This is a genomic window from Pectobacterium peruviense (genome assembly GCF_002847345.1).
Classification (GTDB): Bacteria; Pseudomonadota; Gammaproteobacteria; order Enterobacterales; family Enterobacteriaceae; genus Pectobacterium; species Pectobacterium peruviense.
In genome coordinates, this window is the sequence record NZ_LXFV01000012.1 from 36,524 (window position 1) to 55,499 (window position 18,976).

The window sequence follows — 18,976 nt, forward strand, 5'->3', positions numbered from 1 at the left end:
TTATAAAACGTTTTTTTACTATTTAAACTATTGTGTAGTTCCGCTGTTATTAAGGGTATTAGCACAACTCTTTTTTATATTTAATATCCCGTTCACTTCATTAACATCTCCTTATCCTGACAATAACCAATCGAATATTATTTATATTCTGCATAACAAAAAAAACGCCTCGGTAATAAATCCGAGGCGCAACAGGAAGCAATAGATATCGCGGTGACTATTGGTGTTGATAGGTATCCGTGCGAACGCCGTTAATGTACAAATTGCGCTGTTCGCCTACCGGCAAGCGCAGCGTCGCGTACTTCCAGGCTGGCTGATATCGTCCTTCTGACGTAAACGTGATGTCAATTCGTTGGATATCCGCGCGGATTTCCCAACGTAACCACAGCGCATTTCCTTCACGCCATTGCCACGTTTCCCCATCATCTTCAAACAGCAGTCCAGAGTCCGTACCGCCAGCGGTAGGTGGAAAGAGCAGGAATTCGCGCTGTTCGTCTTCATGTTGGCTGACATACGCCGTTCGCCCCGATAGTGGGATCATCGCTCCCGCTCTGACCATCAGCGGCAGGCGTTCCAGTGGCGCATCCAGCACGATAGTCTGTCCGCCGCTGAACCATTGGCCGGAATAAAAATCGTACCAGCCAGAGGTATTAGCAGGTAGATAGACCGTACGCTGGCGTTGCTCTGGCTCCACAACACTGGCGACCAAAATGTCTCGCCCCAGCATAAAATCGTCAGTTTCCTCCAGCGTCGCGCGATCCTGTTCGTGATCGAGGAACGTTGGTCGCAGCATCGGCTCATCGTCCGCACTGGCTTGCCAGAGCAACGTATAAAAATACGGCAGAAGGCGATAGCGAAGTTCAATCGCGCTGCGTATTGCCGCCGTTACCGAGGGATACATCCACGGTTCGTTCACCGTATGGTCGTCATTCCACGAATGGATAGTGAAACGCGGATGCATCACACCGTTTTGTACCCAGCGCACAAAAAGCTCAGCGTCCGGCTTGTCACCGGAAAAACCGCCGACGTCGTGCCCAACATTAAACAGGCCGGACAGGCTCATCCCAACGCCCATCCGCGTGTTGTAGCGCAGCGTCTGCCAGTTGGTGCGGTTATCGCCGCTCCAGGTCTGCACATAGCGCTGCATTCCCGCACAGCCAGAACGAGAGATCAGATAAGGACGCAGTGTTGGGGCGAAGCGCTGCTGTGCCTCCAGCGAGGCGCGCATCATCAACAGCGGCATCAGCGGACGAATATTTTTGATCGCCATCGGTTGGCCGAATCCGTGACAGCGGGCTTCACCATCCCAGACTTCATATTCGTTGTTGTCATTCCACGTCGAGTCGATGCCTTTCTCCAACAGTTGTCGGGTGACGTTCTCCTGCCACCACGCCACCGTTGCCGGGTTGGTGAAATCAAGGTGCGAACCTTCATCGTCCCAAAAGCTGGAACGCTCCGGCGTATCGGATTCGGAATCGCGGATAAACAGCCCCTGCGCCGACACCTCATCATATTTCGGGTGATCTTGCAGTAAACAGGGTTTGATATTGGCTGCCAGCTTTAGGCCCGCATCGTGGAACGCCTGCGACATCACTTCAGGTTGAGGGACTTTGTCGTGGTTCCAGTTAAACACATAACGCTTATTGTTAATCGACGTGTAGCCCGACGAGAGTTGAAACGAATCACACGGAATATGGTGTTCGCGGCACAGCGCAATAAATTTCATCAACTGCTGCTGCGCATCGGGCGCATCGGTGTAATGCATGGTCGAACCGCTGTAGCCTAAGCTCCATTTTGGCCCAAAGTGCGTTTTCCCCGTCAGCCGCACGAAGGCTTTTGTCACATCCAGCACGCGCGGCCCGATAAACAGGTAATAATCGAGATCACCCGCCTCCGCCTGATAGCGTCGATACGCCAGATGATAGTTATCGATTTCATTGCCGAGATCGAGCCAGGTCGTGCTTAGGTTATCGTAGAACAGACCAAAGCTGACATCCTCACGCCGGGTGATGGTGAAAGGAACATGCTTGTACAGCGGGTCGGTACTCGCCGCGTTGTAACCCATGGCGTCCAGATTACGGAACTCAAATCGGCGTCCCGTACGTTCAAGATCGCCCGCTTTTTCACCCAAACCATAATAGCGCTCTGTCGGGAAACGGCGCTGATAGTGCGCAACACCCTCACCGTGTGGGTTCAGCAGATAAGCGCTGGTGGGGCGGTCGGCGGCAAACGGCTGCCATTCGCCCTGCTCATCCCGATATTCCCACGCCAGCCACAGCGGCTGGTGAATCGTAATGCGCATCCGCGCGGTGCTGATACGCAGCGCGTCGTCCAACTCTTCCAGCAAAAATCCCGGTAGGCTGAAACCGTCGCTACTTTCACGGTTGCGTCCCTCCCAGGGAACATCCTGCTGCGGCGCGATGCTCCAGGTGCGGTTCAGACTCAGTTCGCCATTCTGTTTAATCAGCACACGGGCCAACATCGGCTCCAGCACGTACAGGCGAAAAACATGTCTGTCGTCCACCAGCAGCTCAACATGATCGGTGCTCTGATGACGAAACACCCAATTTTTCAACGTTTTCATACAGCGTCCTTTTCAGGAAAAAATAAACCAGCCGTTACGCTTGATGCAGGTCACGTAAGCCCATTGTTAGGAGAAACACGGGGGTGAGGTTCCCGTAGAGAAGCCTCACTCCGTGGTTGCTCCGTGTATCTCGCTTATTAAACGGTCGGCATAAACCGTTATGCCTGCGTGCGCGTTTTCCCACGGCGTTCAGCAATAAACGCGATAAGGAAGACGGCACCAATCAGATCGAAGAAGCCCATCGCCACAAACAGCGGGTTAAAGCCAATCTTGTCGGCGGTGACGCCAATCAGCAGCGAGAACAGAAAGCTAGCAATCCAGGCAAACGAACCGCGCATCCCGTTCACGGTTGCCATCTGCCCTTTATCAAACGATTCCACAACCAGTGCGCTCAACATGCAGGAAATCACCTGATGGCCGAATCCACCGATGGAAATCAGCAGAATCGCTACCCACGGATCTTTGCTGATGGCGACCAGTGCCAGCGACAGCATCAGAAACGCACCCGTTACCGAACTGGCCACAATTGAGTTGACGCGTGAACAGCCGAACCAGCGGGTGTAGAGTCGGGTGAGGTAGCCACTGGCGATGCTGCCCAGATCGGCGGCAAGAAACGGTAGCCACGCAAACATCGCAATTTGCTTCAGATCCATACCGCGTTCATTCGCCAGATAGAGCGGCACCCAGAAGCTGAGCACGGCCCACGCGGGCTCCGCCATAAAGGCTGGAATAGCGATACCGTAAAAGCGTTTGTTTTTTGAAACGGTTTTCAGTGCGGTAAAGAAAGGCAGTTTGACGGGGGGAGCTTCATTGTCCTGACGGATGAAATCCAGCTCCTCGCGGCTTAAATTAGGGTGTTCTTCTGGGTTATGGTAGAACAGCCACCACAACACCACCCACATCAGCGCCAGCGCGCCCGTGAACATAAATGCGCCCTGCCAGCCGAGATAGGCATGCGCGACGACAATAATCGGCGGTGCCAGCATCGCACCGATGGAAAAACCGACACCGGCCCAGCCTGCCGCAATCGGTCGCTCTTTCTTAGGGAACCATTCGCCCAGCGTTTTGGCGTTTGCCGGTGTTGCCGCAGCTTCGGACGCCCCCATAAAGAAGCGTAGAATCGCAAGGTGCAGCCAGCTTCCCGCTCCCGCATGCAAGATGCACATCAACGCCCATATCACCGCACAAATCATAAAGCCCATTTTCAGACCGATGACATCGATCAGCCAGCCGCAAATCGGCTGGAAGATGGTATATGCGAGCTGGAATGCACCTACAATCCAGGAGTATTGCTCGGTGGTGATGCCCATACTGGTTTTCAGTTCTGGCGCCAGAATACCGAGCGAATTACGCGTGATGTAGTTAACGGTAACGCCGAGCAGAAACAGGCTCAGCACCCACCAACGCAGATTTCTGAATGTCCGTTTACCTTTGGTAGCGATGGAAGACGGATTGATGTCGAGACTCATGGTGACTCCTTTACAGGAAAGTAGGGTTACATTGGTCTGATATCTCGAAGGCATTTTTGTATTTATAGCCTATCGAACTACCAAATCATTTTTATGTCATTGTATTTATTGACTTAAATCCTATATCTGTCGTATCTAACTACTGAAATTGGTTTACCAAATCGAGAGTAGAACAATTGAAAATCGTGAAACACTCACTTTTTTGAAAACATTTTCATGCTATGGTCAAAATGCAGGCAAAAAAACATCTATAGCAGCTGATAACAGGCGATAAGTAGCAATGAAAACTTTGTCATTTTCGAAGGTGAACGGGATCACAAAATGAAAGGAAACCTGAAAATACGTGAAATTGCGCAGCGAACAGGCTACTCGATCAGTACGGTTTCACGCGTACTATCTGGTCAGTCCAATACCAGCGAGCGTGCTAAAGAGGATATTCTCAACTGCGCCCGCCAGTGCGGGGTACTGACCGATCTCGCCAACGGCCGCCTGCTCTTGAACGGACTGACCATCTTCGCCCCGCCGCGTGCGTTTGATATTCGGTCAGACATTTTCTATCACAAGGTCGTACAAAGCATTATTGACGCCTTGAAACCCCATGATGTGCGAGTGCGATACTGCGGGCTGGAGGAAAATGACAGCGATGTGGCGCTATTTTTAGACAAAATGCGCGATCCGGCCACGGAGGCCGCACTGCTGATCGGCATCGACGATCCGTATATTCACGCACTGGCAGCGGACAGCGGTAAACCCTGCATATTAATTAACTGCATCGACCGCAAGATGAGATTACCGGGTGTAGCACCCGCGCATCGGCTAATCGGCGAGTTCTCCGCCCACTATCTCTTTGAACAGGGTCACCATAACGTGTTGACCCTGTTATGCCTGCGTCGTTATACGATGGAACTGCGTCTGGACGGTATCCGGGATGCCTATCAGTACCACAACCTCCCTTTCACCACCGAAGAGCATTTGCTGGCGTTGGATAATTTCAGCACGGTGGATGCAGAACAGGCGATGACCGATTTTTTAGCCCGCTGTCCGCAGGATAAATGGCCCACGGCTATTCTGGCAGGCGGTGATTTCATCGCGGTTGGGGCGGTGAATGCACTGAACAAGGCGGGATTACGCGTCCCGCAGGACGTCTCAGTGATGAGCATGGATGGCTTCAATCTCTCCGCGATTCATGACGTGCCGCTAACATCGGTACATGTGCCGCGTGAGGCGCTGGGCGAAGAGGCCGTCAGGCTGCTGCAATATCGTCTGATTCGCCCCGACGCCCCCGTGGGCAACCTGCTACTAAACGGTACGCTGGTGATTCGTCAGTCCGTCAGACGGCTTCGCGCCAGTAAATCGGTTGCCCCAGTGCAGGACAAGAGCCTCTATGACTGAGCCAGCAACCACTGCTGTGCGACGTCAAAGAAATTCTGTGCCAGCGGCGTCGCTCTGCCAGCCTGCGCGATGACGACAGCAGGTTGGCGACGCATCGGGGGAAATTGCAACGGACGCAGCGTTAACGCGGGCGTCATCTCTGGGATCAGGCTACCGTGGGGCACAATCCCACACCCAAGCCCAACATAGACGCTTTGGATTAATTGCAGAACGGAGGCACTTTCCACCTTTACCCACGGCGAGACGCCCATTTCACGAAAATGACTATCCAGATAGCGACGAAAATAGCGACTGGCTTCCGCTAAACAGAGTGGTACGTCGGAAAGCGCATCGAGCGCCAGCGGTGCATCCCCCACCAACTGAGGGAAATGATGCGGATGGAACAACAGATCAACGCCCTGCTCCGTCAGCGGCGACGCCTGAAAGTGCAGTTCCTCTAGCGTTGAAAACTCAAAAAAGCCGATGCCAACATCCACCGAATGCGCATTCAGCGCTTCCAGCAGTTGATCCGCACTGAACAGCGAGATCTGGAAATCCAACTGTGGATATTCCTCATTCACCGCCGCCAGCAGGCTCGACAATGCAATACTGCTTTGCGGCACCGCGCCGATGCGCAATACCCCGCTTACGCCGCGCTTCAGCGAGGCGACTTCCAGTTTCAATCCCTGATAAACCGAGACGATCTCCCGTGCCCAAGCCAGTACGCGCTCACCTTCAGCCGTAAAGCCTTCAAAATTATTACCCCGGTTGATTAACGCCAGATCCAGCTCCCGCTCCAGATTTTTCAACCGCATGGAGAGCGTTGGTTGACTGACAAAACTGGCTTCCGCTGCCCGACCAAAATGGCGCTCTTTTTCCAAATTGCACAGGTATTGCAGCTGTTTAATATCCATCGCCAGACTCTGTAGTGGGTAAGCGACAAGTATACCGATAAATAGCCTCTATCCCACCATAGCCGCATTTGATTAGACGCGATCGCCGATGGCACCTAGACTTCAAAACAAGAGCAAACATTTAAAGTTTTGTTCACATAAAAAAAACAAAACCCTAAATAATTCGAGTTTCAGGCCGGCGGCAACGCAGCGAGTCCCCAAGAGCTTACATAAGTAAGTGACTGGGGTGAGCGACAAATCTGCCAGAGGCGGATTTGAACGCTGCTTGCAGCGGCCCCAACGGGGTGAGGCACACGTAAGTGTGCCGAGTATCGCAGCCAACACACCTGCAACTTGAAGTATGACGGGTTTATTCACCTGCGGAACATTTCATGAAATTCAAACCATCTATCAAGCCATACCGCAGCGCGGCTGGCGGCTGGGGCTCGTTGGAAGCCACCACGCGTTTTGTCCTCGACAGCAAGCAAGCGCTGAAAAATATCCGAAACTTGTTACGGGTCAATAAATCGAAAGGATTTGACTGCCCCGGCTGTGCCTGGGGTGATGACAACAGCAGCACGTTCAGCTTTTGTGAAAACGGCGCAAAAGCGGTGAGTTGGGAAGCGACGCGCAAAGCGGTCGATCTGGATTTTTTCGCCGCCCACAGCGTTACAACGCTACGCCAGCAAAGTGACTATTTCCTCGAGTATCAGGGCCGCTTAACCCATCCAATGCGCTACGACCGCGCCAGCGATCGCTATGTTCCCATCGACTGGGATGCGGCTTTTGCGCTGATCGCTCACCACATCGGTAACATGGCACATACTAATCAGGTGGAGCTTTATACGTCTGGCCGAGCCAGCAATGAAGCGTCTTATCTGTATCAACTTTTTGGCCGTATGCTGGGCACCAACAATTTTCCTGACTGCTCGAATATGTGCCATGAAGCCAGCGGCATCGGCCTGAAACAGAGCATCGGCGTTGGCAAAGGCACAATCCGACTGGATGATTTCGAACACGCTGACGCGATTTTCATCTTCGGCCAGAACCCCGGCACCAATCATCCGCGTATGCTGCACAGCCTACGCCACGCTGCCGATCGCGGTGCGCATATCGTCTCCTTCAATACGCTACGCGAGCGCGGTCTGGAACGTTTTGCCAATCCGCAGAACCCGCTGGAACTGCTCACGCCGCTGTCCGGCACCATTAGCGAAACCTATCTGCAACCCAATCTGGGCGGTGATATGGCTGCCGTGCGCGGCATGGTAAAAGCGCTGCTGGAAACGCATCGTCAGCGTCTGTCTGACGGAGAGTCGGGGTTATTCGATCAGGATTTCCTGTCCACGCATACCCAACAGGTAAACGACTATCTGGCAGTTGTCGATGCGACAAGCTGGCAGAAGATCGAACAGCAGTCCGGCCTGAGCGAAGCACAGTTACGCTATGTGGCGGCAATTTATCAGCAGTCACCGCGCGTGATCTGCACCTGGGCGATGGGCATTACCCAACACAAGCATTCCGTCGCCACCGTGCGGGAAATCGTCAATCTGCAACTGCTGTTTGGGCAGTTGGGTAAACCGGGTGCGGGACTGTGTCCGGTACGCGGTCATAGTAATGTGCAGGGTAACCGCACGATGGGGATCGATGAGAAGCCGACGGCCGCGTTTCTCGATCGTCTGGCAGCACATTATGACTTCACGCCACCTTACGCCGCAGGCCACAACACGGTAGAGGCGCTGGAAGCCATGCTGCGCGATGAAGTTAAGGTGTTAATCGCGCTGGGTGGTAACCTCGCTGCCGCCGCACCGGATTCGGCACGCACCGAAGACGCACTCAGTCGTTGCGATCTGACCGTACACATCAGCACCAAGCTCAACCGCAGTCATCTAGTTACCGGCAAGGTTGACGCGCTCATTCTGCCAACGCTCGGCCGCACCGATCTCGATATGCAGGCCAGCGGTGCACAGTTTATTACCGTCGAGGACTCCTTCAGCATGGTGCACGCCTCACAGGGTGTCGGGCAGCCGCTTTCACCGTTGCAGCGCTCGGAAACGGCCATTGTTTGCGGTATTGCTAACGCGGTTCTCGGCAATGAAAAACTCGACTGGCTGGCGCTGGCGGATGATTATTCACGTATCCGCGACCATATCGCCGCCACCATTCCTGGCTTTACCGATTTCAACGCCAACTGTGACCTGCCGGGCGGGTTTTATCTCGGCAATGCGGCCGCCGAACTCCGCTTTAATACCCTCAACGAAAAAGCCCAATTCGGCCATGCCGCGCTGCCTGATACACTGTTCCCGCAGCTACAAGGCAGCGACGTGCCCTTTACGCTGCAAACCCTGCGTTCTCACGATCAGTACAACACCACGATTTATGGTCTGGATGACCGCTATCGCGGCGTTTATGGTCAGCGGGAAGTGCTGTTCATGCACCCGGATGACATTGCCGCGCTAGGGCTGGAAGATGGCGATCTGGTCGATATCGAGACGCTGTGGAATGATGGCATTACCCGCATCGTCAACGGTTTCAAATTGGTGAGCTACAATATTCCGCGCGGTAATCTGGCGGCCTATTATCCGGAAACCAACCCGCTGGTGCCGCTGTCCAGCTTTGGAGATGAAACGCACACGCCGACCTCTAAGTCGGTGCCCGTTAGCGTTCGTCGCAGTATGCAGGCGGAATCTCTGCTGCGTATCGCTTAAGGATCTATTCATTAGGGTCTACGTTATAGCGTAAACGCCCCCCTGTTGTGTCGCGAAACTAATGGCGCACATGACAGGGGCCTCACGCCAATCAGCATTGACTTTATTCGAGTTTATTCGCCCTTTTGCTACCGTTATCCGGCCGCGCTATCCCCGATTATTCTTGCCGCCAGCACCTGATTCGAGTAAAACTGTGAACTGCTAATTAAGCCACTCACAATCGTATTTCTGGACGCTATGTTTCAAGATAATCCGCTGCTTGCACAGCTAAAACAGCAACTTCACTCTAAGACACCGCGTGTTGAAGGTGTCGTCAAAGGTACCGATAAGGGATTTGGCTTTCTTGAAGCTGACGGACAAAAAAGCTATTTCATTCCCCCTCCACACATGAAAAAAGTGATGCACGGCGACCGCATTACCGCCACCCTGCATACGGAAAAAGATCGGGAAATTGTCGAGCCAGAAACGCTGATCGAACCTTTCCTTACCCGGTTTGTTGGGCGCATTCATAAAAAAGACGATCGCTTATCAATCACACCTGACCATCCGCTGCTGAAAGAGGCGATTCCCTGCCGCGCCGCGCGTGATGTCACCGACAATTTTCAGGAAGGCGATTGGGCTGTCGCAGAAATGCGTCGTCACCCGTTGAAGGGCGACCGTGGATTTCATGCCGAACTGACGCAGTACATCACCACGGGCGATGACCCGCTGGTGCCGTGGTGGGTGACATTGTCACGCCACAATCTGGAGCGCTCAGCCCCAGAAGTTGAAACCACTGAACGTCATGATGGCGAGCTCGTCCGTGAAGATTTGACGGCACTGAACTTTGTCACCATCGACAGCGCCAGCACCGAAGATATGGACGATGCGCTGTACGTGCAGGATAACGGTGATGGCTCACTACAATTAACGATCGCCATCGCTGATCCAACCGCGTATGTGGATGCAGGCAGCGAACTGGACAACATTGCACGCCAGCGCGCCTTCACCAACTATTTGCCTGGCTTCAACATCCCAATGCTGCCGCGCGCACTGTCGGACGATATCTGTTCCCTACGCCCGAACGAGCGTCGCCCTGTCCTCGCCTGCCGCGTGACAATTGCCGCCGACGGTGCACTGGGTGACGATACCCACTTCTTTGCCGCCTCGATCGAATCCAAAGCCAAATTAGCGTATGACAACGTCTCCGACTGGTTGGAAAACCAAGGTGAATGGCAGCCGCAGAACGAAGAGATTGCCGAGCAAATCCGTTTGCTGCACCGCCTCTGTCTGGCACGCAGCGAATGGCGCACCACACACGCACTGGTGTTCAAAGATCGCCCAGATTACCGTTTCCTGCTGGGTGAAAAAGGCGACGTGTTGGAGATCGTGGTTGAGCACCGCCGCATCGCCAACCGTATCGTTGAAGAATCCATGATTGCAGCCAACGTCTGTGCGGCCATTGTGCTGCGCGACAAACTGGGTTTCGGTATCTATAACGTACACAACGGCTTCGATCCTGCATCGATTGAGCAAGCCGTCACCGTACTGGACACACATGGTGTTAAGGCCGACGCACAAACACTGTTGACGCTCGATGGCTTCTGTACGCTGCGTCGCGAACTGGATGCCCAGCCGACGCAGTTCCTGGATAGCCGTATTCGTCGCTTCCAGTCTTTTGCAGAAGTCAGCACCACTCCGGGGCCACACTTTGGTCTGGGGTTGGAAGCCTATGCCACCTGGACATCTCCGATCCGTAAATACGGCGATATGGTGAACCACCGTTTGCTGAAAGCGGTTATCACCGGACAGGCCGCGGAAAAACCGCAGGATGACGTCACAGTACAACTGGCCGAACGCCGTCGCCTGAACCGTATGGCTGAACGTGATGTCGGTGACTGGCTGTACGCCCGCTACCTCAAAGACAAAGCTGGCACAGATATTCGCTTCAACGCGGAAATCATTGATGTCACACGCGGTGGCCTGCGCGTTCGTCTGCTGGATAACGGTGCGGTAGCGTTTATTCCGTCCTCCTTTATCCACGCCGTGCGCGATGAACTGGTGTGCAGTCAGGAAATGGGTACCCTCACAGTGAAAGGTGAAGTGCTTTATCGTCAGGGGGATACGCTGGACGTCATCATCGCTGAAGTTCGTTTGGAAAACCGCAGCATCGTGGCAAAGCCTGCCGCATAGTAGTCATACCGCTGCAATACAGCATCTCCGCGCGAGCGTTCATCGTGAACTGACTCGCGTGTCATCATCTTTAATTCCGCTACATGATTTACCAACGATATAGCCGCGTCTGATCCGTTTTAAAAACAATCAATGACAGACGGTATGCAACCCTACTAACAGGAGTGTTCCCGATGAAGAAAATAACAATCGGCACATCCGCGATACAGGCTTCCAACATTGCGTTGGGCTGTATGCGAATGGCGAAGAAAAGCACGAATGAAGCTGCTGACATCCTCAATGCTTCCGTTGAGGCTGGCATCGATTTCTTCGATCACGCCGATATCTATGGCTCAGGCTTGTCGGAAGAGGTTTTCGCCGCAGGTTTACAGAAGACGTCCACCCGCCGGGAATCAATTTTTCTGCAATCCAAATGCGGTATTCGTAAGGGCTTTTTTGATTTTTCCAAAGCGCACATCATCGCGTCCGTTGAAGGCAGCCTGCAACGTTTAAAAACAGACTATCTTGATACACTCCTGTTGCACCGCCCGGATACCTTGTTTGAACCTGACGAAGTGGCTGCCGCATTCGATGAGTTGGAAAACAGCGGGAAAGTTCGCCATTTCGGCGTCAGCAATCAGAACCCGTTGCAGATTGAGTTGCTGAAGAAATCCGTACGCCAGCCGCTGATCGCCAACCAGTTGCAATTCAGCATTATGCACACGGGTATGATTGATGCGGGTTTTAACGTGAATATGACAAACCCAGCATCGGTGAACCACGATGGCGCAATTTTGGAATACAGCCGTCTGAATACGATGACCATTCAGGCCTGGTCGCCTTTCCAATACGGCTTCTTTGAAGGCGTTTTTCTCGATAATGAGAAATTCCCCAAGCTAAACGCGACGATTGATCACATCGCCGAGCACCATAACGTCACCAATACGGCGATCGCCACCGCGTGGATCCTGCGTCACCCTGCCGCCATGCAGGTGGTTATCGGCACCATGAGTCCGGAACGTATTCGTGACATCGCTGCGGCGTCTACGCTGACGCTCAGCCGCGAAGAATGGTACGAGATTTACCGCGCTGCCGGAAACGTCCTGCCTTAATAAACGTTTTTTCTCAAGTGCATTGGCTCTGCCATCCTCTGAATTTCCCTCGGCAGAGCCTGTTATTTTTTCGCGCTTATTTTACTGCACCAACACGTTAGCCATTGTTTAGCCTTTAAGTTTCTTTACAGAAATTCACGTTCGCTCACATTTTCTCATCCATCCGCTTCTCTTCGCCAACAAACCCACTATTGTTAAATTGCATTAACACTCGTGCCATATACCCCAAATAATTCAAGTTGCAGGACAAAACGTTGACGTTTTGAACAATGCAAAGCATTGGCCCGCGAGGGCGAGGCTCACTATGAGTCTCGTAACGCGGCAAACGCATGAATCCTCAGGAGCTTACACAAGTAAGTGACTGGGGTGAGTAAGAGAAGCCAACGCACATGCAGCTTGAAGTATTACGGTATACCCTTTCTGAATAACGAAGGAGCCGTTGTTATGAGTAACGTAAAGAGCATTGTGATTTGGCTGTTAGTCGGTCTGGCGGGCGCCTTTTCGTTCGCCACGCTGGCGCTAAGCCGCGGTGAGCACGTGAATGCTGTGTGGCTGGTTATCGCCGCGGTATCGTGTTACAGCATCGCCTATCGGTTTTACAGCCTGTTTATCGCCAAAAAAGTGTTTGAGCTCGACGATCGCCGACTGACACCGGCTGAACGTCATAACGACGGTCTGGATTACGTTCCCACCAATAAATGGGTGCTGTTCGGCCACCACTTCGCCGCCATCGCCGGAGCGGGTCCGTTGGTTGGGCCAATCCTTGCCGCACAGATGGGATTCCTCCCCGGTACAATCTGGATTTTGGTCGGCGTGATGCTGGCAGGCGCCGTGCAGGATTTCCTGGTGCTGTTTATCTCCACCCGTCGTGACGGTCGTTCACTGGGTGAAATGGCAAAACAAGAGCTGGGTACGTTCGCGGGTATTATCACCATGCTCGGCGCGCTGGGCGTCATGATCATCATTCTTTCGGCGCTGGCACTGGTGGTTGTTAAAGCGCTGGCAGAAAGCCCGTGGGGATTATTTACCATTGCCGCCACTATCCCTATTGCGCTCTTCATGGGCGTTTACATGCGCTTTTTACGCCCGGGTAAAATCGCTGAAGTGTCCATCATTGGCTTTGTGCTGATGATGTTGGCAATTGTCTACGGCGGCAACATCGCTGCACATCCGTACTGGGGGCCGTTCTTCACACTGAAGGGCACATCACTCACTTGGGTACTGGTCATCTACGGCTTCGTGGCGTCAGTTCTGCCCGTCTGGCTGCTGCTGGCACCGCGTGATTATCTCTCTACGTTCTTAAAAATCGGGGTTATTATCGGGCTGGCCTTCGGTATTGTGTTCGCGATGCCGGAAATGAAAATGCCCGCGGTATCTCGTTTTATTGACGGCAGCGGCCCCGTATTCTCCGGTTCGCTATTCCCGTTCCTGTTCATTACCATCGCCTGCGGCGCGATTTCCGGCTTCCACGCCCTCGTTTCCAGCGGCACCACGCCGAAGCTGGTTGAACGCGAGAGCCATATCCGCTTCATCGGCTATGGTGCGATGCTGATGGAATCCTTCGTCGCCATCATGGCGCTGATTTGTGCCTCGGTTATCGAACCGGGCATTTACTTCGCCATGAACTCACCCGCCGCCTTGATCGGTACCACAGTTGAGAGCGCCTCGCTGGCCATTAACAGCTGGGGGTTTGTGATTACGCCGCAGGAATTGAGTGCGATTGCCAATGACGTCGGCGAAGCCTCTATTCTCTCTCGCGCTGGTGGTGCGCCAACCTTCGCGGTAGGCATGGCCTATATCATCACGGAAATCTTTAACAGCCGGGCGATGATGGCCTTCTGGTATCACTTTGCGATTCTGTTTGAAGCGCTGTTCATTCTGACCGCCGTTGACGCCGGGACGCGCGCCTGTCGCTTCATGGTGCAGGATCTGGTCGGAATTGCGATTCCGAGATTAGCTAACAGCCATTCCTGGATGGGGAATCTGGCCGGTACGACCGTTGCTGTAGCTGGTTGGGGATTCTTCGTGTATCAAGGCGTGATCGACCCGTTGGGTGGTATCAACACGCTATGGCCGCTGTTCGGTATCGGTAACCAGATGCTGGCATCGATGGCGCTGATTCTGGGCACCGTCGTGTTGTTTAAGATGAAGAAACAGCGCTATGCGTGGGTGACTATCGTCCCTACCGTCTGGCTGTTTATTACGTCGATGACGGCGGGCTGGCAAAAAATCTTCCATGAAAAACCGAGCATCGGTTTTCTGGCTCAGGCGAAACGCTTCGCGGCGGGTATTGAACAAAACACGCTGATCGCGCCAGCCAAATCGATTAAAGACATGGAAACTATCGTCTTCAGCAACCAGATCAACGCCGCACTGTGCGGGTTCTTCATGCTGGTGGCGGTGACAATGCTGGTTTCCGCGTTCTTCGTCATTCGTCGCGCACTAAATAGTAATGTCCCAACGGCAAGGGAGACTCCGATTGTCTTACGGGACGGCGCCCAACCTTAAACGCCGTCGATGTATATTCTTCAATCCCTCCTGCCTCCTGCGTGGAGGGATTTTTTTAATCAAAGATAACGTTTTTAGGGAATTAGAGTTGAATTCGTGCAGGTTAGGAGCCGCGACATTTGACTCAAACGACGCAACGGGGTTACGTCGTTAAGGTAAACTGAAGAGGAACTGCTGTGGTTTACTGCCCGTAATACGCGTTCTTACCGTGTTTGCGCAAATAGTGTTTATCCAACAGCGTTTGCTGCATCTCACCCAACTGAGGCGTTAGCTGGCGCGAGAAAATCCCCATGTAGGCAAGTTCTTCCAGAACAACGGCATTATGCACCGCGTTATCGGCATCTTTGCCCCACGCAAAGGGACCGTGAGAATTAACCAATACGGCGGGGACATCCGCCGGAGAAATGCCGCGCTGGCGGAAAGTTTCGACGATCACCGTTCCCGTATCCCACTCATAACGGCCGTTGATTTCCTCGTCCGTCATCAGTCGCGTACAGGGAATGGAGCCATAAAAGTAGTCCGCGTGTGTCGTTCCCCAGGCGGGGATGTCTTTACCAGCCTGCGCCCATATCGTGGCATGGCGAGAATGGGTATGCACAATACCGCCGATATCAGCAAACTCCAGATACAGCACACGGTGAGTATCAGTATCTGACGACGGCTTCTTCGTCCCCTCGATTACTTTTCCACTTTCCAGCTCAACGACAACCATATCCTCAAGCGTCATGGCCGAATACTCCACGCCGGAAGGTTTGATCACCATCAGACCGCGCTGCCGATCTACCGCACTGACATTTCCCCAGGTAAACGTCACCAGATGGTGCTGCGGCAAAGCCAGATTGGCTTCCAACACCTGTTTTTTTAGCGTTTCTAACATAATCAGCCTCCCATCGGCGCGATGACACCATTCTCGCGGCCTGAGGAGTTCGTCGCTATGGGCTAAATCGCTAAAGACCTAGCGGTGTTCTGCTATGGGAAAAAGAAAGAGACACGCCACAGAGTTGAGCAAAAAACAGCCAGATTTATCAATTATTGCTATCGTTAAGGTAACGTAGGGGAATTAAGAGTTTTTACCTGTTGCAGTTTTTCCCGATGATTATACTTGTCATTACGCGGTAAAGGGCTCGGTTTCTTTATTTAATACCGCATAAAGCACTTTGTTCGATATTTTCCTCACAAGAAACGTGAGGCCAAGAGCAGAAAGGGGAAGAAAATGAAATTAAACAAACGCGTTGCAACGGCCGCTCTGGCAATTACGCTTGCTGTTACGCTTGCAGGCTGTTCAAACATGTCCAAACGTGACCGCAATACCGCCATTGGCGCTGGTGCGGGGGCGGTAGGTGGGGCGATCTTAACGGATGGCGGAACATTAGGAACGCTGGGCGGTGCCGCTATCGGCGGGCTGATTGGCCGTCAGGTCGATAAATAACGAATTTAGAGCAGCAGGTTGACGGGAGTAAGCCTGCTGCTCTCATACTCGTCATACTTCAAGCTGCATGTACGTTGGCTACGCTCAAATACTCGGCCCGTCGTGGGCCTCGCCCTAAAGGGCCGCTGCAAGCAGCGTTCAAATCTGCTCCCGGCAAATTTGTCACCCGAATCACTTACTTGTGTAAGCTCATCGGGATGAAATGAGAGACATCCTGTCTCTCACCGCAGGCCAGCCATTGGCTGGTCAAATTCGTTCCCGACGAATTTGTCCCTCTCTTGCCGCCTTCACGCAACTCGAATTATTTAGAGTATATCTATAATGATTAGCCGCCAGCGAGCTTAACCTTCATCCCTTTCGCTTCAAGAAGTTGTTTTAGCAGGTCGCGCTTGTCTCCCTGAATTTCGATCACGCCTTCTTTTACTGAACCGCCGCAGCCGCATTTTTTCTTCAATTCAGCAGCCAGCTTATCCAACGCAGCATCGTCAAGATCGAGACCGCTAATCAGGCATACGCCCTTCCCTTTGCGTCCACTCGTTTGACGCTGGATGCGCACGATACCATCGCCTTTCGGCCGAACGGCCTTTTCTTCTTCCGGCGTAATGCGCCCGGTTTCTGTAGAGTAAACCAGTTGGCTGTTCTTATCATGATTCATGATGCAGAACCATTTAACAGCGACGCGCGAATATCACGCAGCGTCTGAGCCGGATCGGACGATTGGGTGATCGGACGCCCAATAACCATATAATCCACGCCTGCCTGTTGCGCCTGAACGGGCGTCATGATGCGGCGCTGATCGCCAACATCACTGCCTGCGGGACGAATTCCCGGCGTGACCAGTTGAAATGCCTGACCACATACCTGCTTCAACCGCTGCGCTTCGTGTGCGGAACACACCACGCCATCCAGTCCGCTGTTATGCGTTAACACAGCCAGCCTTTCCGCTTGCTCAGCCGGGCTGACGGTAATACCAAGCCCACGCAAATCGTCTTCATCCATGCTGGTTAACACGGTCACGGCGATCAGCAGCGGAGCATCTTTACCAAACGGCACCAGCGCTTCTTTCGCCGCAGTCATCATGCGTGAACCGCCGCTGGCATGTACATTCACCATCCACACGCCCAGATCGGCGGCAGCAGCAACAGCATGCGCAACGGTGTTCGGGATATCGTGGAATTTCAAATCGAGAAACACATCAAAGCCGCGCTGTTGTAACGTCTGCACGAATTGTGGACCAAATAAGGTAAACATCTCTTTGCCTACCTTTAAACGGCAATCCTGCGGATCGATACGGTCAACAAACGACAGCGCCGCATCTTGACTGGCATAGTCCAGCGCGACAACAATCGGGGATGATACCGTTTGATTCTTTTGCTGTAGATTCTCGTTTTTCATTCGTCACCCAGTCTCTAGCGAAGCCAAAATTCCCGCCGCATTCTACATCCCCCGCCTGCGAAATCCCAGCCGCCTGAAGAGCAATGGCGTTAAAGACGTTTACTGAAACGGAAATCACGCACAATCCTTAGTATGTTGTAACTAAAGAGCATTAAAAAATAACGACTCGATATAACAAGACGCTATTGTCCGTCTAATCCACGGATCGGCTTCACACTGGCCCAGGTACGGCAAGAAGGACATTGCCAATAGAGTGATTGTGATGTGAAGCCACACTTGCGGCAGCTATAGCGGGGTTTGGTACGAATCTGCTCACCGACCATGTCGCGCAGCACCACAAGGCTTTCTTTTGCTCGGCCGTCTTCCGCTTCATGCAGGTGGAAATCCATCAGGCGATGGAACACACGCATCGTCGGGTGACGTTGCAGTTGGCGATTGATGTAGACCTGCGCAACCTCAGCCCCCTCTTCCCTTTCGAGGATATCCGCCAGCATCAATTCCGCCGTCGCGCCGGTATTTTCTTCCACGCAGCGTTTGAGGAAATGCGCCCAATCCAAGGTGTTACCTAAATGCTGATAGCACTCCTGCAGCATCGGCAATGTTTCACTGACCAGCTCTTTATCCTGATCGAGAACCTGCCTCAAGGCTTCCACCGCGCGTGAATAATCCTGCTGAGCCATATAGATGCGCCCCAGCATAATGGACGCACGAGCGCACTGATTGTCCGCCGCAGCCCCTTTTTTCAGGAACGTTAACGCTTTATCCAGATCGTCACTGCCCATCGCCAGCAGCGCCAACTCGCAGTAAAAATGAGCGATGTCCACGCGAAGCTCATCTTTACCCATCTTGACCAGTTTTTCCGCAACATCTATCGCCGTCTGCCAGTCGCTGGTGGCCTGATGGATCTGCAACAGCTGCTGCAAAGCGCTACGCCGGAAATCTTCTTCATCCACCAGTTGGTTGAAAATCTCTTCGGCACGGTCATACAGCCCAGCTGCCATGTAGTCACGGCCAAGCTGTTGTACCGCCAGCAGGCGTTGTTCAAAGGTTAACGATGCACTTTCGGTCAGCGCCTGATGGATGCGGATCGCACGGTCAACTTCACCGCGTGAACGAAACAGGTTGCCAAGTGTAAGATGGGCTTCAAAGGTATTGCTGTCGTCCTTGAGCATGTCGAGGAACAGTTCTACCGCCTTATCCTGTTGGTTAGACAACAGGAAGTTAACCCCGGTGACATATTCGCGGGACAGGCGGTTGGATTCCTGCTCTTTGTCCTGCTGCGCACTTCTGCGACCCATGTACCAGCCGTACGCGGCGGCCACGGGCAGCAACAGAAACAGCAGTTCTAACATAGAGAGA

The 18,976-nt window shown here is 53.1% G+C and carries 13 protein-coding genes; 6 read left to right on the forward strand and 7 right to left on the reverse strand.

From position 1 onward, the window contains the following. Window positions 1–217 precede the first annotated feature (217 nt). A complete protein-coding gene (locus A0G03_RS11025; RefSeq protein ID WP_048259868.1) occupies window positions 218–2,584 on the reverse strand; it encodes a glycoside hydrolase family 31 protein in 2,367 nt (788 codons plus the stop codon). A 158-nt stretch (window positions 2,585–2,742) separates the two neighbouring features. Beyond that, entirely contained in the window at window positions 2,743–4,053 is a 1,311-nt protein-coding gene (locus A0G03_RS11030) for an MFS transporter (RefSeq protein WP_048259867.1), read from the reverse strand. A gap of 321 nt (window positions 4,054–4,374) precedes the next feature. Here A0G03_RS11030 and A0G03_RS11035 point away from each other — a divergent pair, with 321 nt between their 5' ends. Beyond that, on the forward strand, window positions 4,375–5,445 hold the full coding sequence (locus A0G03_RS11035) for a LacI family DNA-binding transcriptional regulator (RefSeq protein WP_048259866.1): 1,071 nt from the start codon (window positions 4,375–4,377) through the stop codon (window positions 5,443–5,445). Here the strand turns inward: A0G03_RS11035 and A0G03_RS11040 are convergent. Next, complete coding sequence (locus A0G03_RS11040; protein ID WP_048259865.1) at window positions 5,436–6,338, reverse strand: LysR family transcriptional regulator; 903 nt, start codon at window positions 6,336–6,338, stop codon at window positions 5,436–5,438. The two genes, A0G03_RS11035 and A0G03_RS11040, sit on opposite strands and share 10 nt — an antisense overlap. Window positions 6,339–6,709: 371 nt before the next feature. Here A0G03_RS11040 and A0G03_RS11050 point away from each other — a divergent pair, with 371 nt between their 5' ends. The 4 genes from A0G03_RS11050 to A0G03_RS11065 all read left to right on the forward strand — a co-directional run bounded on the left by A0G03_RS11050 (window position 6,710) and on the right by A0G03_RS11065 (window position 14,793). After that, window positions 6,710–9,022 (forward strand): FdhF/YdeP family oxidoreductase, encoded by a 2,313-nt coding sequence (locus A0G03_RS11050; protein WP_048259864.1) that lies wholly within the window; start codon window positions 6,710–6,712, stop codon window positions 9,020–9,022. A gap of 237 nt (window positions 9,023–9,259) precedes the next feature. After that, the gene (locus A0G03_RS11055) at window positions 9,260–11,194 is read left to right on the forward strand and encodes an exoribonuclease II (RefSeq protein WP_048259863.1); all 1,935 of its coding nucleotides are present in this window, start codon (window positions 9,260–9,262) and stop codon (window positions 11,192–11,194) included. Between the two features lie 173 nt (window positions 11,195–11,367). Next, window positions 11,368–12,285: an aldo/keto reductase gene (locus A0G03_RS11060; protein ID WP_048259862.1), complete on the forward strand. Its 918-nt coding sequence runs from the start codon at window positions 11,368–11,370 to the stop codon at window positions 12,283–12,285. Between the two features lie 444 nt (window positions 12,286–12,729). After that, on the forward strand, window positions 12,730–14,793 hold the full coding sequence (locus tag A0G03_RS11065) for a carbon starvation CstA family protein (RefSeq protein WP_048259861.1): 2,064 nt from the start codon (window positions 12,730–12,732) through the stop codon (window positions 14,791–14,793). A gap of 181 nt (window positions 14,794–14,974) precedes the next feature. Here the strand turns inward: A0G03_RS11065 and araD are convergent, their stop codons facing one another. After that, window positions 14,975–15,670 carry an L-ribulose-5-phosphate 4-epimerase gene (araD, locus tag A0G03_RS11070; protein ID WP_048259860.1) on the reverse strand — a complete coding sequence of 232 codons (696 nt, stop codon included), beginning with the start codon at window positions 15,668–15,670 and terminating at the stop codon, window positions 14,975–14,977. Window positions 15,671–16,006: 336 nt separating this feature from the next. On the opposite strand from araD, the gene osmB reads away from it, so the two are divergent. Beyond that, on the forward strand, window positions 16,007–16,222 hold the full coding sequence (gene osmB, locus A0G03_RS11075) for an osmotically-inducible lipoprotein OsmB (RefSeq protein ID WP_048259859.1): 216 nt from the start codon (window positions 16,007–16,009) through the stop codon (window positions 16,220–16,222). Between the two features lie 325 nt (window positions 16,223–16,547). Here osmB and yciH read toward each other — a convergent pair whose 3' ends face one another. The 3 genes from yciH to lapB all read right to left on the reverse strand — a co-directional run bounded on the left by yciH (window position 16,548) and on the right by lapB (window position 18,969). Continuing rightward, on the reverse strand, window positions 16,548–16,877 hold the full coding sequence (gene yciH / locus A0G03_RS11080) for a stress response translation initiation inhibitor YciH (RefSeq protein ID WP_048259858.1): 330 nt from the start codon (window positions 16,875–16,877) through the stop codon (window positions 16,548–16,550). Beyond that, window positions 16,874–17,617: an orotidine-5'-phosphate decarboxylase gene (gene pyrF / locus A0G03_RS11085; protein ID WP_048259857.1), complete on the reverse strand. Its 744-nt coding sequence runs from the start codon at window positions 17,615–17,617 to the stop codon at window positions 16,874–16,876. Before pyrF ends, yciH begins: the two co-directional genes overlap by 4 nt. 182 nt (window positions 17,618–17,799) lie before the next feature. Further along, window positions 17,800–18,969, reverse strand: a complete 1,170-nt coding sequence (gene lapB, locus A0G03_RS11090) for a lipopolysaccharide assembly protein LapB (RefSeq protein WP_048259856.1) — start codon at window positions 18,967–18,969, stop codon at window positions 17,800–17,802. Window positions 18,970–18,976: the final 7 nt, after the last annotated feature.